The organism is Parasedimentitalea maritima (assembly GCF_005771405.1).
Classification (GTDB): domain Bacteria; phylum Pseudomonadota; class Alphaproteobacteria; order Rhodobacterales; family Rhodobacteraceae; genus Parasedimentitalea; species Parasedimentitalea maritima.
Window position 1 is genome coordinate 315655 of record NZ_VAUA01000003.1, and the last position, 13016, is coordinate 328670.

At 56.3% G+C, this 13016-nt stretch carries 14 protein-coding genes; 7 read left to right on the plus strand and 7 right to left on the minus strand.

Translation table 11 applies throughout. The features are described from left to right. The first annotated feature begins 41 nt into the window (after positions 1-41). The 3 genes from FEE96_RS07810 to FEE96_RS23960 are packed head-to-tail and all read left to right on the plus strand — an operon-like array spanning position 42 to position 2883. A complete protein-coding gene (locus tag FEE96_RS07810; protein WP_138162459.1) occupies positions 42-1523 on the plus strand; it encodes an inorganic phosphate transporter in 1482 nt (493 codons plus the stop codon). A 57-nt stretch (positions 1524-1580) separates the two neighbouring features. Continuing rightward, complete coding sequence (locus tag FEE96_RS23955) at positions 1581-2348, plus strand: membrane dipeptidase (protein WP_281278354.1); 768 nt, start codon at positions 1581-1583, stop codon at positions 2346-2348. Beyond that, on the plus strand, positions 2239-2883 hold the full coding sequence (locus tag FEE96_RS23960) for a membrane dipeptidase (protein ID WP_281278356.1): 645 nt from the start codon (positions 2239-2241) through the stop codon (positions 2881-2883). Before FEE96_RS23955 ends, FEE96_RS23960 begins: the two co-directional genes overlap by 110 nt. Positions 2884-2952: 69 nt before the next feature. Here FEE96_RS23960 and FEE96_RS07820 read toward each other — a convergent pair whose 3' ends face one another. From FEE96_RS07820 to FEE96_RS07835, 4 genes are all read right to left on the minus strand, one after another. Next, positions 2953-3513 carry an isochorismatase family protein gene (locus tag FEE96_RS07820; RefSeq protein ID WP_138162460.1) on the minus strand — a complete coding sequence of 187 codons (561 nt, stop codon included), beginning with the start codon at positions 3511-3513 and terminating at the stop codon, positions 2953-2955. A gap of 42 nt (positions 3514-3555) precedes the next feature. Beyond that, positions 3556-4461 (minus strand): GNAT family N-acetyltransferase, encoded by a 906-nt coding sequence (locus FEE96_RS07825; protein ID WP_138162461.1) that lies wholly within the window; start codon positions 4459-4461, stop codon positions 3556-3558. An 11-nt stretch (positions 4462-4472) separates the two neighbouring features. Beyond that, positions 4473-5399, minus strand: coding sequence for an ornithine carbamoyltransferase (gene argF, locus FEE96_RS07830; RefSeq protein ID WP_138162462.1), 927 nt, complete (start codon positions 5397-5399; stop codon positions 4473-4475). A gap of 75 nt (positions 5400-5474) precedes the next feature. Next, positions 5475-6650 (minus strand): aspartate aminotransferase family protein, encoded by a 1176-nt coding sequence (locus FEE96_RS07835; RefSeq protein WP_138162463.1) that lies wholly within the window; start codon positions 6648-6650, stop codon positions 5475-5477. Between the two features lie 358 nt (positions 6651-7008). Between FEE96_RS07835 and FEE96_RS07840 the strand changes: the two genes are divergently transcribed. Further along, positions 7009-7905: a DMT family transporter gene (locus tag FEE96_RS07840; RefSeq protein WP_138162464.1), complete on the plus strand. Its 897-nt coding sequence runs from the start codon at positions 7009-7011 to the stop codon at positions 7903-7905. A 14-nt stretch (positions 7906-7919) separates the two neighbouring features. Here FEE96_RS07840 and FEE96_RS07845 read toward each other — a convergent pair whose 3' ends face one another. Together FEE96_RS07845 and FEE96_RS07850 are read right to left on the minus strand one after the other, a co-directional pair. Continuing rightward, positions 7920-8546 (minus strand): LysE family translocator, encoded by a 627-nt coding sequence (locus FEE96_RS07845; protein ID WP_138162465.1) that lies wholly within the window; start codon positions 8544-8546, stop codon positions 7920-7922. Positions 8547-8626: 80 nt separating this feature from the next. Beyond that, positions 8627-9439 (minus strand): ABC transporter permease, encoded by an 813-nt coding sequence (locus tag FEE96_RS07850; RefSeq protein WP_138162466.1) that lies wholly within the window; start codon positions 9437-9439, stop codon positions 8627-8629. Positions 9440-9599: 160 nt separating this feature from the next. Between FEE96_RS07850 and FEE96_RS07855 the strand changes: the two genes are divergently transcribed. Continuing rightward, positions 9600-10184 (plus strand): GcrA family cell cycle regulator, encoded by a 585-nt coding sequence (locus tag FEE96_RS07855; protein WP_138162467.1) that lies wholly within the window; start codon positions 9600-9602, stop codon positions 10182-10184. 159 nt (positions 10185-10343) lie between these two features. Beyond that, positions 10344-11309, plus strand: a complete 966-nt coding sequence (gene speB, locus FEE96_RS07860) for an agmatinase (RefSeq protein WP_138162468.1) — start codon at positions 10344-10346, stop codon at positions 11307-11309. Between the two features lie 46 nt (positions 11310-11355). On the opposite strand, the gene FEE96_RS07865 is transcribed toward speB, so the two are convergent. Continuing rightward, the gene (locus FEE96_RS07865; protein ID WP_138162469.1) at positions 11356-11868 is read right to left on the minus strand and encodes a YHS domain-containing (seleno)protein; all 513 of its coding nucleotides are present in this window, start codon (positions 11866-11868) and stop codon (positions 11356-11358) included. Positions 11869-12137: 269 nt separating this feature from the next. Here FEE96_RS07865 and yghU point away from each other — a divergent pair, with 269 nt between their 5' ends. Next, entirely contained in the window at positions 12138-13013 is an 876-nt protein-coding gene (yghU, locus tag FEE96_RS07870; protein WP_138162470.1) for a glutathione-dependent disulfide-bond oxidoreductase, read from the plus strand. The last annotated feature ends 3 nt before the right edge of the window (positions 13014-13016 follow it).

Here is a 13016-nt window from a genome sequence, read left to right on the forward strand (position 1 = left end):
GGCTAGGCGCGTTTCCGATCACTGGATTCGGGACTGATACGATGAGCGACGACCCTCAACGCAGACAATGGAAAACACTCGACAAAGATCTGAACAGGATCGCGCAGCTGGAAAATGCGACCAGTTATGTCGCGCGGCCTATGGTTGGATCAGGCATTGCGCTGGTGTTTATCGTTTTGGCCGGTCTGGCCGCAGCCGTCTTACTGGGCACCACACCTGTTAACTTTGTGGTGGTCGCAGCCGCTGCTTTTGGCGCCTATATGGCCGTCAACATCGGCGCCAACGACGTCGCCAACAACATGGGGCCAGCGGTAGGTGCAAATGCGCTGACCATGGGTGGCGCCATTCTGATCGCCGCCATTGCTGAAAGTGCCGGTGCCCTGCTGGCCGGAGGTGATGTTGTTTCGACTATCTCCAAAGGGATCATTGATCCGCAGGTGATGGCTTCAACAGATATCTTTATCTGGGCGATGATGGCGGCGCTGATTTCTTCGGCACTCTGGGTCAATCTGGCCACTTGGGTTGGCGCCCCTGTCTCGACCACCCATTCGGTTGTTGGAGGCGTGATGGGCGCTGGAATCGCCGCTGCCGGCCTTTCCGCTGTGAGCTGGGGCACCATGAGCAAAATTGCCGCCAGCTGGGTGATCTCTCCCGTTCTGGGTGGTGTTATCGCGGCGGCCTTCTTGGCGCTGATCAAGGCGCAGGTCATCTACAAAGAAGACAAGATTGCTGCCGCCCGCCGCTGGGTTCCTATCCTGGTGGGCATCATGGCCGGGGCATTTGCCTCTTACCTTGCTGTTAAGGGGCTCAAGCGGATCGTCAAGATCGACCTTCAGACCGCATTATTGATTGGTCTGGTTCTGGGAACCGCCTGCTGGGCGATCACCAAACCGCTGATCAGCAAGCAATCCGAAGGTCTGGAAAACCGTAACAAATCCCTGAAAATCCTGTTCCGTATTCCGCTGGTGATTTCTGCCGCGCTGCTCTCATTTGCGCACGGTGCCAACGATGTGGCCAATGCAGTGGGACCACTTGCGGCTATTGTGCATGCTTCTGAGTTTGGCGACTTTGCCGCCAAGGTGGCCATTCCAACCTGGGTCATGGTGATTGGTGCCTTTGGTATCTCGTTTGGTCTGTTCCTGTTTGGGCCCAAGTTGATCCGCATGGTTGGAAGCCAGATTACCAAGCTCAACCCGATGCGCGCTTTTTGTGTGTCCCTGTCGGCTGCCATCACCGTGATTGTGGCCAGCTGGCTCGGTCTGCCGGTCTCCTCGACCCACATTGCTGTGGGTGCGGTGTTTGGGGTTGGCTTTTTCCGGGAATGGCACATGGAGCGCCGTCTGCGCAAATCTGCCTTGGCACATCCCAAGAAGAAAGCTTTGGCCCCTGAAGAACGCCGCCGCCGCAAACTGGTGCGCCGCAGCCACTTCATGACCATCATCGCCGCCTGGGTGATCACGGTTCCTGCGGCAGCGGTCATGTCAGCAGTGATCTACCTGTTGCTGATCACCATGGTTGGCTAAGGCCTGCACACAGAAAAACTGCAAAAACCCTCGCAGTATGCCTGCGAGGGTTTTTCTTTGCCATTTGCAACCTCTTGTGCATGCTCATCGCCATATCAGGGAGGATTTGAAGCATGTTTAAAAAAAGCAATTTATATTGGAGCGATTGCTGTCACACTGGCGTTCCCTGCAACTGCCAGCGAAGAAAGCAAAGTCTGGGATGCCTCAGATAAAGCCAAACAATTTGTCCAGGACACCATCGTCATCGGCATGCTCGCCAGCCCCTATGGCACTGGCTGGACCAAATACAGCCAGCTGCACGAGTATTTTGACCGAGCACGAGCCAACGGCATAACAGGCCACGAAATGACACTGGCTGCGGCAGATCAGTCGTTTGAGACGTTACTGGAACAGCACTACCACTTTCGCGCAGCTATGGCAGAACGGCCAGACAAGTACCAAATCGTCAACCACACTCGCGATATTGAGGCCGCGCACCAACATGGCAAAACCGCAGTGCTGTGGAACAGTCAGACTGCCACCATCCTGAATGGCGACCTCAAGAAGATGGCTGTGTTCAAGGATATGGGCATCAAGAGCATGATGCTGGCTTACAACGACATTTTTCGCACCGGAACTGGACAGTTGGCAGCCTATAACGGCAATGACATTGGCCTGACCCCTTTGGGGGAAAGCTGTGATCGACGAGCTGGTGCGGTTCGGCATTCTGCTAGACCTGAGTCACACCGGATCAAAAACTGCCAACGATGCCATGGCTTACATGGAAGAGACCTATCCCGGCATACCCTTTATCTACACCCATTCTGTTCCGGCTGGGCTGTATAAAAGCGAACCCAATGCGACAGCTCGCGGGTGTTATCGCGCCATACCCGATGACGAAGCCCTCCGTGCGGCCAACTCCGGTGGATATGTATCGCCTACCTTTACCGAATGGATGATGGACGGTGTTTGGCCCGAGGACATTTCGCCCAAACAGGCGGCAGACATGATCGACTATTATGTCAAACTTGTCGGTGTAGATCACGTGGGCCTGGCCACCGACGACATGTTTTCAACAGAACTGGTTGTGGATTTTGCGACCAAAAACGCCGCGATGTATGACGACGGCGGCTATATGATCGACGCCTTCAACAAAGGGGCGACCGGAAATGGAGAGTTGGCTAAGATCTTGGCAGCCATCACCGATGACTTATGGGAACGCGGCTATACCAACGAAGATCTGGCAAAAATCTATGGTGGCAATAAAATGCGGGTCTATGCGCAGGTGTGGGAAGGCAAGCCGCCGGAGCAATTTGTTGCAGAACATCCTGAGCGCCTGCGCCTGCGTCAGGAGTTTCGGGACTATTTCCACTCCAGATAACTTGATCTTGGCTAGACACCGACCAACGGAAACCTCCGCAGCACGACTGCGGAGGTCTATTTTTGACAGTCAGGAAATCTCTGCCAACACTTCGCTGGTTGGCAACACCCGGCCAAATCCAGCATGCAGGGCCGACAGTATCACCTCCAGAGCCACATCTGCGTCAATGTCGCCACCGTGCCGCGATGGCAGTGCAAAAGCGATCAGCGCATCTTCGGGGACCAGCACCTCAAACCCCAAATTTGCCGCGGACCGTGCGGTTGAATTCACGCAGAATGCCGCGACACCGCCAACAATTACCAGTCGGGTAATGCCGTTTTTACGCAGGTGATCCTCTAGCCCGGTGTCAACAAACCCGGATGAGCCGGTTTTCCAAAATACAGGCTCATCCCCTATGGGCGCGGCACAGGGCATTGGCGCGCCACCGGGGGCATCCCGGCGGAAGGGGCTTTCCGGCTGAGGGGCATCGTGGTGGACATGTAGAACTGGCAGTCCTGCACTGCGAAACCCTGCCACCAGATCCGTGACACGGTCTTCGGCCTGTGGGGTTGCGCGTGGACGACCTGCCTCTGTTCGGAAGGTCATTTCCATCTGCATATCGACAATCAAAAGAGCAGTTGTCTGGTCCATGTCATTTCTCGCGTTCTAAATACCAAACGCAATGAGTACAGGTCAGAGATCTGAAGACCAGCGTATAATCACATTTTCCGACGGCCACAAAGGCCCGCGATAGGTTTGCTCAGCCACGGGATCACCGCCACACGCGCGGTAAAAATCGAGCGCAGCCGTATTCTCGCGGACCACCTCCAGCACCACGGCTGGCTTCTTAAACCTTTGCGCAATGTGCTGCGCCAAGTTCAGAAAGTATCGCCCACCCCCCTGCCCGCGCAATTTCTCATCCAGATACAGATGTGTAATTTCGAGCGCATCCTCAAATCCAGAGATCGTGGAACCTGTGAGATCGCAAAGGCCCATAAGCTGTCCCTGCTCATCTTCTGCCAGCAAAGTGACAGACTGCTCGCGATTTCCAGACAGTTTGACACGCCACTGCTCCTGTCGGCGGTCAAAATTCAGCGCCTCAACCGCAGCGGTAGGCGCAATCGCACCGTAAGTCTGCCGCCAGATCCGCAGGTGAAACGCAGCAATCGCATCGCAGTCCGATATCTCTGCGTTTCGCAAAAACAACTGACCTCGCTGAACCCTATGCCCATAGCCCAACCACGCCATCTCTGCCCGGTGCAGACTGTCCTGACGCACCAGCAGATAGTCCCGGTCAAAGGTCGAAACAACAAAGATACCCAGTCCGGCCTCGGCAACAGGACGGGTTGCAGCGACAACTACGCCGGGTTCATCAAAATCAAACAGGTTGGAGACCTGGATGGCGGTCCAGCCTGCCGACTGTTTAACCTCCGACGGAACCCGTTCGCGCAGACAGAGGATCGAGGTTTCGTCCTCGGCACTGGTCACAGTGACCAGACCGGGCCCATTCACCCAGTCTGGCGTGTCGCTACCGGCCGCCAGACGAGAGACAGCATAGTCCCCCGGCAATTCCCGCAGCAGCAATTTAGGTGCGTTCATAACGGGTTGCCTTAGACGCCAAGGCACCAGCGCATGACCGCCTTTTGGGCGTGCAGACGATTTTCGGCTTCGTCAAAGATCACCGATTGTGGGCCATCCATCACTTCTGAAGTGACCTCTTCCTCGCGGTGCGCAGGCAGGCAATGCATGAACAGCGCGTCAGGTTTGGCATGGGACATCAGTTCGGCATTAACCTGATAGCCGCGCAGCATGTTGTGGCGACGTTCCTTGGAGGACTGGCTGTCATGCATCGACACCCAGGTGTCCGCAACAACCAGATCCGCGCCTTCGACAGCTTTTTGCGCGTCACGCTCGATCACGATTTTGGATCCGGCGTTACGGGCCAGACCAATAAACTCGTCCTCAGGGTCCAACTGCGAAGGGCCGGTAAAGGTCAGGTCAAAACCAAACTGCCCAGCCGCATGCAGGAACGAAGCGCAGACGTTATTGCCGTCCCCTGTCCAGACCACTTTCTTACCTTTGATCGAACCGCGATGTTCTTCGTAGGTTTGGATATCGGCCATGATCTGGCAGGGGTGAGTGCGGTCGGTCAGGCCATTGATGACCGGAACTGAGGCGTATTCAGCCATTTCCATCAGCACGGTTTCGTCAAAAGTCCGGATCATGATCATATCGACATAGCGCGACAGCACACGGGCGGTGTCAGCGATGGTTTCACCGTGGCCCAGCTGCATGTCACTGCCCGACAACACCATCGACTGGCCACCCATCTGGCGTACGCCAACGTCAAACGAGACTCGGGTTCGGGTTGACGGTTTTTCGAAAATCAGAGCAACCATGCGGCCCGCCAGCGGCTGGTCATCATCCGGTGCCGCCTTAGGGCGATCGAGACGCGCCTGTTTCATCACGCTGGCCTGATCAATCATGCTGCGCAGTTCGGTGGGGTCTGTTTTATGAATGTCGAGAAAATGGTTCATGCTGTTTCGCTTTTCGTGAGACCGGGCCGGGGGCGCTGCCCCCGGACCCCCGGGATATTTATAGCTAGATGAGGATCAGGCCGTTTCAATCTGAGTTGCAGCTTGATCGAGGCGAAGAAGGGCCTGGGTGATGTCGTCATCACTGAGAGTCAGTGGCGGCAACAGGCGGATCACATTGTCAGCGGCTGGGACAGTTATGACCTGATTGTCATAGCCGGCATTGACCACATCGATATTGGTGGCCTTACATTTCAGCCCCAACATCAGGCCAGAGCCGCGGACACTTTCAAACACCTCTGGGTGGGCACCAACCAGACCTTCAAGCTTTTGCCGCAGCAATCCGGCCTTGCGGTTCACCTCGTCCAGAAAAGTGGGGTCGGTGACGTGATCCATCACCGCGCAGCCAACCGCGCAGCCCAGCGGGTTGCCACCATATGTCGATCCATGGGTGCCCGCGGTCATCCCTGAAGCCGCGTCTTCGGTGGCAAGCACTGCGCCCAGCGGGAAGCCACCGCCGATGCCCTTGGCCACCATCATGATATCCGGGGTGATGCCCGCCCATTCATGCGCAAACAGTTTACCAGTCCGGCCAACACCACATTGTACTTCGTCCAGGATCAGCAGGATACCATGCTCATCACAAAGAGCCCGCAGAGTTTTTAACTCTGCATCGGGAACCGCGCGAATGCCACCTTCCCCCTGAATGGGTTCGATCAGGATTGCCGCAGTGTTGTCAGTGATCGCATTGGTCACACCATCCATATCACCAAATGTCAGGTGTACAAAACCCGGCAAGACAGGACCAAAGCCCTTGGTCATTTTCTCGGATCCGGCGGCCGAAATCCCAGCAGATGAGCGACCGTGGAAAGAGCCGTCAAAGGTGAGGATTTCAACCCGCTGCTCCTGCCCTTTGTCATAGAAATACTTGCGCGCCATTTTCACCGCCAACTCACAGGCTTCGGTGCCGGAGTTGGTGAAAAATACGGTGTCGGCAAAGGTATGCTCCACCAGCTTGTCGGCCAATGCCTGTTGCTGTGGGATCTGGTAGAGGTTGGAGACGTGCCACAGGTTTTGTGCCTGATCCGTCAGGGCCTGAACCAATGCCGGGTGGGCGTGGCCCAAAGCGTTCACCGCAATGCCTGCGCCGAGATCCAGAAAACGTCGCCCGTCCGCCTCGATCAGCCAGGAGCCTTCGCCTTTGACAAAGTTCAAAGGGGCGCGGTTATAGGTTGGCAGAACGGAAGCGATCATCGGGATCATCCTTTTCGAAAATAGACGCCCAAGACGTGCAGTATGATGGGCAGTTGGTCAACGATGTTGAAGAGAGGTGCGCCAATTAGAGACGCATGGATCAAGAGGCCGTAACGCGGATTAGCGTCGGCGTCGCAGTGCAGGTGCCCGTCGGGTGGTATGTGCAAGTTTGATCATAGGAACAGCCCATAGCGGAGGATAGACCAGAAGGAAAGTCCTTTTGTACACCCACGGTGAGCACTTCGGCAGATCCGGCGAAACTGAACGCGCAACTTTCCTACCCTCTATTCAAAAAGCTTCGTTGGCGAGCTGACCAAAAACTCTTGCATCCCAAGACCGGCTGACGCATCGCAACCCTATGCAAAAAGCAATCCAGAAAAACCCATCCCTAGCTGCCGCCTTCATTCTGGTAGCGACCACGTTCATTGCCGGCACCACGCTGGTGGCCAAGGCGCTGGTCACCGATGCGCTGGGAGAACCGCTTCACCCGTTGCAAGTCAGTCATGGGCGGTTTGTGTTTGCTTTTGTGGCGATTTCAACAGCCGCAATTATGCTGCGGCCTCGTTTTAGCCGTCCCCATTGGGGTTTGCATATCGGGCGAACCTCATTTGGCTGGGCTGGGGTTTCGCTGATGTTTGCCTCGGTGGCCTATATCCCGCTTGCGGATGCCACTGCGATCACTTTCTTGAACCCGGTTTTTGCGATGATGCTGGCCATTCCGTTGCTGGGGGAAAGGGTTGGCCCGTGGCGCTGGGGGGCTGCCGTGACGGCGTTGCTTGGCGCGATGATCCTGCTGCGGCCGACCCCGGACAGCTTTCAGCCCGCCGCATTGCTGGCCCTTGCGGCGGCGATGATCATGGGATTTGAACTGATTTTCATCAAAAAGCTGGCCAGTCGCGAATCTCCGCTACAGGTCCTGTTGATCAACAACACAATTGGCATGCTGATTGCCTCTGCAGCGGTCATTCCAGTCTGGCAGATGCCCAGTGTTGAGCAGTGGGTCGCCCTAGCTGCAATCGGTGTTTTGATGGCCTGTGCTCAAGCCTGCTTTGTCAACGGAATGGCGCGTGCCGATGCATCGTTTGTGGCCCCATTCAGTTATGCAACGCTGATCTTTGCCACTCTTTATGATTTTCTTGGCTTTGGTGCAGTACCAGATGCTGTGACCATTCTCGGCGCCGGTATCATCCTGACCGGAGCGGCGGTCCTTGCCTGGCGAGAGGGGCGGTTGCGAAAGCCCAAAAGCCCGCAATAACGCCCCTGTCAGGATCAGCCAACGCGGGAGGCGTTGGCGGTAAATACGCCTGCTGCAAACATGCAGGATGCGCCCGTTCTATTGACCGCGCGCCGCGCACGCGGCTTCTGCAATCGCGCCCGCAACCCGGACGCAAAGAACAGCCACATCAGCCCGTTAAGTGCGGCAACACCCACGAACGTGGCAGTGAGAATCGCAAACTGCTCAAACACCGGCAGCGATGTGTTCACGAATTGCGGTACAAACGCCATGTAAAACACTGGACCTTTTGGGTTCAGCGCGCTGACGAGAAAAGACTGGGCAAAGATCGACCACAGGGACCTGCCTGCAACGCTCCCTGGCTCCTCGACCTCTTCGACTGGCGCAGTCCACAAGCAATAGGCCATCCAGATCAGATAAGCGGCCCCGGCAATTTTAAGGATTGAGAACAATGTCACCGAAGTTGCAAGGATCGCGCCTGCGCCCATTAGCGTCGCAGACATCGCCACCAGCGCCCCCAATGCTGTCCCTGTCACTGTGCCCCAACCGGTGCGCCGTCCGCTGCGCAGTGCAAAATTCACCGTCAGGATAATATTTGGGCCGGGGATCACGACCACAATTGCACTGGCGAGGACAAAAGCGATCCAGGTTTCATAGGTCATAGGTATTTCCATATGTAAGGCCGACGGAGAATTGCACGGCACATAGGGTCTGTAAATGACCGATCACGTATCCGCCGCGTTCAGGCCTTTAGACGGTAACCCGTGCGCAGCATCGCCCAACCCAGCAGGCAGACTGCAAAGGTTGCGCCACTGCAGACCGCCAATCCCAACCAAGGTGAGCTGTCTGAAGTGCCGATCATGCCGAATCGCACCCCATCAATCAGGTAGAAAACCGGGTTCAGATAAGAAAGTGTCTTGAGAACCGGTGGCAATGCCGAGACGGAGTAGAAGGTGCCGGACAAAAACGCCAAAGGTGTGACGATAAAATTCGTGATCGCTGCCATCTGGTCGAATTTTTCAGCAAACACGCCGGCAACGATGCCAAGCCCCCCGAGAAAACACGCGCCCAGAAGGACAAACACCAGCGCAACAAGGGGATGAGCAGGCCAGATGCCTAAGGTCAGCCCCAGCCCCAGTGCAATGCCCAGCGCCACCAGCAAGCCGCGGGCAACACCGCCCGCCAGATATCCCAACAGGATCTCCAGCCCGGACAATGGCGGCATCAGGGTATCCACGATATTGCCCTGTACCTTGGTAATAACAATCGATGATGTGGTATTGGCAAAGGCGTTCTGGATTACCGTCATCATCAAGATGCCCGGTGCCAGAAAAGTCAGGAACGGAACCCCCATGACATCGCCGCGCTGTGGGCCGATGGCGATATTGAAAATCATCAGAAACAGCGCAGACGTTACCAATGGGGCAAGCAGGGTCTGGGTCCAGACCACCAGAAACCGGGTGATCTCCCGACCGGCCAGTGTGCGCAGCCCCATCCAGTTAAAACGCCCAAAGCGACGTTCGCCCAGGCCAATACGATAGCTGGTGTCTGACATGACTGCCCCTACATTCTGTGTCCGGCCTGCATACCTATTGCTCCGACAAGTGCAAGATGGCTTGTAACTCGCGGCGCAGTGATTAGAATAGGCCACTGATACGGAATACTATGGCGGTCGCAGGTTTCTTGGGGCCGCTTTTAGCTTGGAAAGGCAAGATATGTCCTGGACAGACGAGCGCGTTGAACTGCTCAAAAAGATGTGGGGCGAGGGTCAGTCGGCCAGCCAGATCGCCAAAGAACTGGGCGGGGTCACCCGCAATGCAGTGATCGGCAAGGTGCACCGGTTGGGCCTATCCAACCGCAACTCCACTGGTGGGGCCAAGTCTGCTGAGCCCAAGGAGAAACCCGCAGCCGCGGCAAAACCTGTGCCCAAGCCCAAAGTGCAGCCCAAGACCGAGCCTGCACGTCCAATCACCCCACCTGCTGCCAAGTCAGCCGATGGCAAGCCGATGCTACCTGCTCGCAAGCAAATCATTCCAGCTGGTCAGCCGCTGCCACCGCAGCCCTCGGCCAATGAAATCAGCCCAGAGGCACTGGCCAAGGTCAACGAGATCGAGAAGAAGGCCAAGCGCCTGTCTCTGATGGAATTGACCGAGCGCACCTGTAAGTGGCCTGTTGGCGATCCTGCAACCGAGGACTTCTGGTTCTGCGGTTTGTCAGTTCAGCAGGGCAAACCCTATTGCGAAGCCCATGTTGGCGTCGCCTTCCAGCCGATGAGTGCGCGCCGCGACCGTAAACGGTAACCTCTGGCAGATATATGAATAACCTAACGGCGCCCTTTGGGGCGCCGTTTTTTTGTTGCCCGAGATCATCTGGTGATGCTCAATAGCCCAAGCTTCATTCGACTTCATCTGCGGACTACCGCAGCGTCTAGGACGGACACTTCAAAAGGACATTGCAATATGGGCGATCCATTTTTCCACCCGGTATCGGGATTTGATCTGCCGCGATTTGCCGGCGTACCGACATTCATGCGGTTGCCACATGTATCGCTAGACGATCCCCGGATCAAAGACGTTCAGATCGGCCTGATCGGCACTCCCTGGGACGGTGGCACAACCAACCGGCCCGGTCCCCGCCACGGCCCCCGTCAGTTGCGGGACATGTCCACGATGATACGCGCCCAGAATGGGGCCACCCAAATCCGCCCGTTTGAACTGGTGAACTGCGCCGATCTGGGCGACGTAGCCCCCAACCCGGCCGGACTGGAAGACAGTATGGCGCGGATCACCGCATTTTATGATCAGGTCACCGAGGCTGGCATTCTCCCCATGACTGCTGGCGGAGACCATCTGTGCTCGTTGCCAATTTTGCGCGCACTTGCAAAGGACGCCCCACTGGGAATGATCCATTTTGACAGCCACACAGACCTGTTCCACAGCTATTTTGGCGGCACGATGTATACCCACGGAACCCCATTCCGTCGCGCCATCGAAGAGGAGTTACTGGATCCCAAACGCGTTGTCCAAATTGGTATTCGGGGCACAACCTACGACAGCGAAGACCGTGATTTCGCCCAAAGCGTCGGCGTGCGAATCATTCCCATCGAGGAATTCCATGCGCGTGGCGTCGAGGATGTGATGGCGGAAGCCAAAGAAATAGCAGGTCACGGCAGAACCTACGTGTCCTACGATATCGATTTTGTCGATCCAGCTTATGCCCCCGGCACCGGCACCCCCGAAGTTGGCGGCCCCAACTCGTTTCAGGCCATTCAGGTGGCCCGGATGCTGGACGGTGTGAATATTGTCGGCGCAGATCTGGTCGAAGTCTCGCCGCCCTTTGACACGGCTGGTGCGACGGCATTTTTGGGGGCTTCGATCATGTTCGAAATGCTGTGCAACATGGCACAAAACCTAGCATCCGATTAACACCCCAATGACCCGAAATGGTCACCGGGGGTTTTGTTTTCAGACCTTAATCAGGCGCGGATGAGGTGAAGTTGGGGATCTTGTTACCCGAGGCATTGTTGGCCTCGATCCCCGGCCAGTTTCCCTCTGCCAGGTTGATATTGCCGGGAATGTCTTCTTCCCAGAAGCCGTTCACAACCGTGGTAATGTTCAGGTAGAGCTTGTCATCGACAATGCGCCACAGGTTTGGGTTGCCCGGCACTTTGCCACCTTTGGACACCCCATATGCACAGTGGCCATCGTACTCCGGCGCGTAGTAATCAGGATTGCTTAGAAACGCTGCGCGGTTGGCTTCGGTTGCAAAGGCAAATGTAGCGCCATTATGTTCTGCGGTGAGGCTGGATTTCCCAGGAACTCCGGAGGGCTGAGAGGTGCCAACCGTCGACTGCGGTAGGCTGCGATAGGCAACGACATCATACCCGGACACCGCATACCCCGTACCATCGATATACTGCTCCCCCGCAAGGGCTGGCAAACCAAGGGTGATAACCGCTGCGGCCGCCAATAAAATACGCTTCATCACGTCATCCTCTCAAAGATGTTATTCGTTCAATTTCACCAGCATCCCGCCGGGTTGCTGATCACAATATGCATTGCAGCCATAATGCGAAGGGGGTGTCACGTCTCTGTGTCCGGCCACGAGTGGATGTGAACAAACAGGCCAAAATGTTTCAATCAGACCTTCCAGTCATTGGAATTTTCAGAATGCACCTTAAGTCAGGGAATGCAATTTGCAGCAAAAACGTTATTGCTGGACTAAACAGTGTTTCCAACAACAAGGCCCAACAGATGAGTGATACTTCTTATACCCCCGCTAAGGTCTGGACATGGAGCCAGGAAAGCGGCGGTCGTTTTGCCTCGATCAACCGTCCCGTGGCAGGCCCCACCCAGGACAAAGACCTGCCCGTGGGCAAACATCCCATGCAGCTCTATTCGCTGGCCACCCCCAATGGGGTCAAGGTCACGGTGATGCTGGAAGAACTGCTGGCAGCCGGCCATACAGGGGCCGAATATGATGCCTGGCTGATCAACATCGGCGAAGGCGACCAGTTTGGATCCGGTTTTGTCGACGTCAATCCGAACTCCAAGATTCCTGCATTGATGGATCACAGCGGCGACGCCCCACAGCGGGTCTTCGAATCCGGCTCGATCATGATGCATTTGGCAGAAAAATTTGGCGCATTCCTGCCCAAAGAAGGCTCTGAGCGGACCGAAGTGATGAGCTGGTTGTTCTGGCAGATGGGCAGCGCGCCTTATCTGGGCGGCGGCTTTGGCCACTTCTACGCCTATGCGCCCGAGAAATGGGAATACCCCATTGATCGCTTTGCGATGGAAGCCAAACGGCAGTTGGATGTGCTGGATCGCCAACTGGCGGATCATCAGTACATCGCTGGTGGTGACTACAGCATTGCCGATATGGCGATCTGGGCCTGGTATGGCCAGTTGGTTCTGGGCCGCTTGTATGACGCGGCCGAATTCCTGGACGTTGAAAGCTATACCCATGTGGTACGCTGGGCCAAAGCCATCGACGCCCGCCCAGCGGTCAGCCGTGGCCGTATGGTAAACCGTGCCTTTGGCGAGCTGCACACTCAGCTGCGCGAACGCCACGATGCATCGGATTTCGACACCCGCACACAAGACAAGCTGGAAACAGCAGCGGAGTAAGAC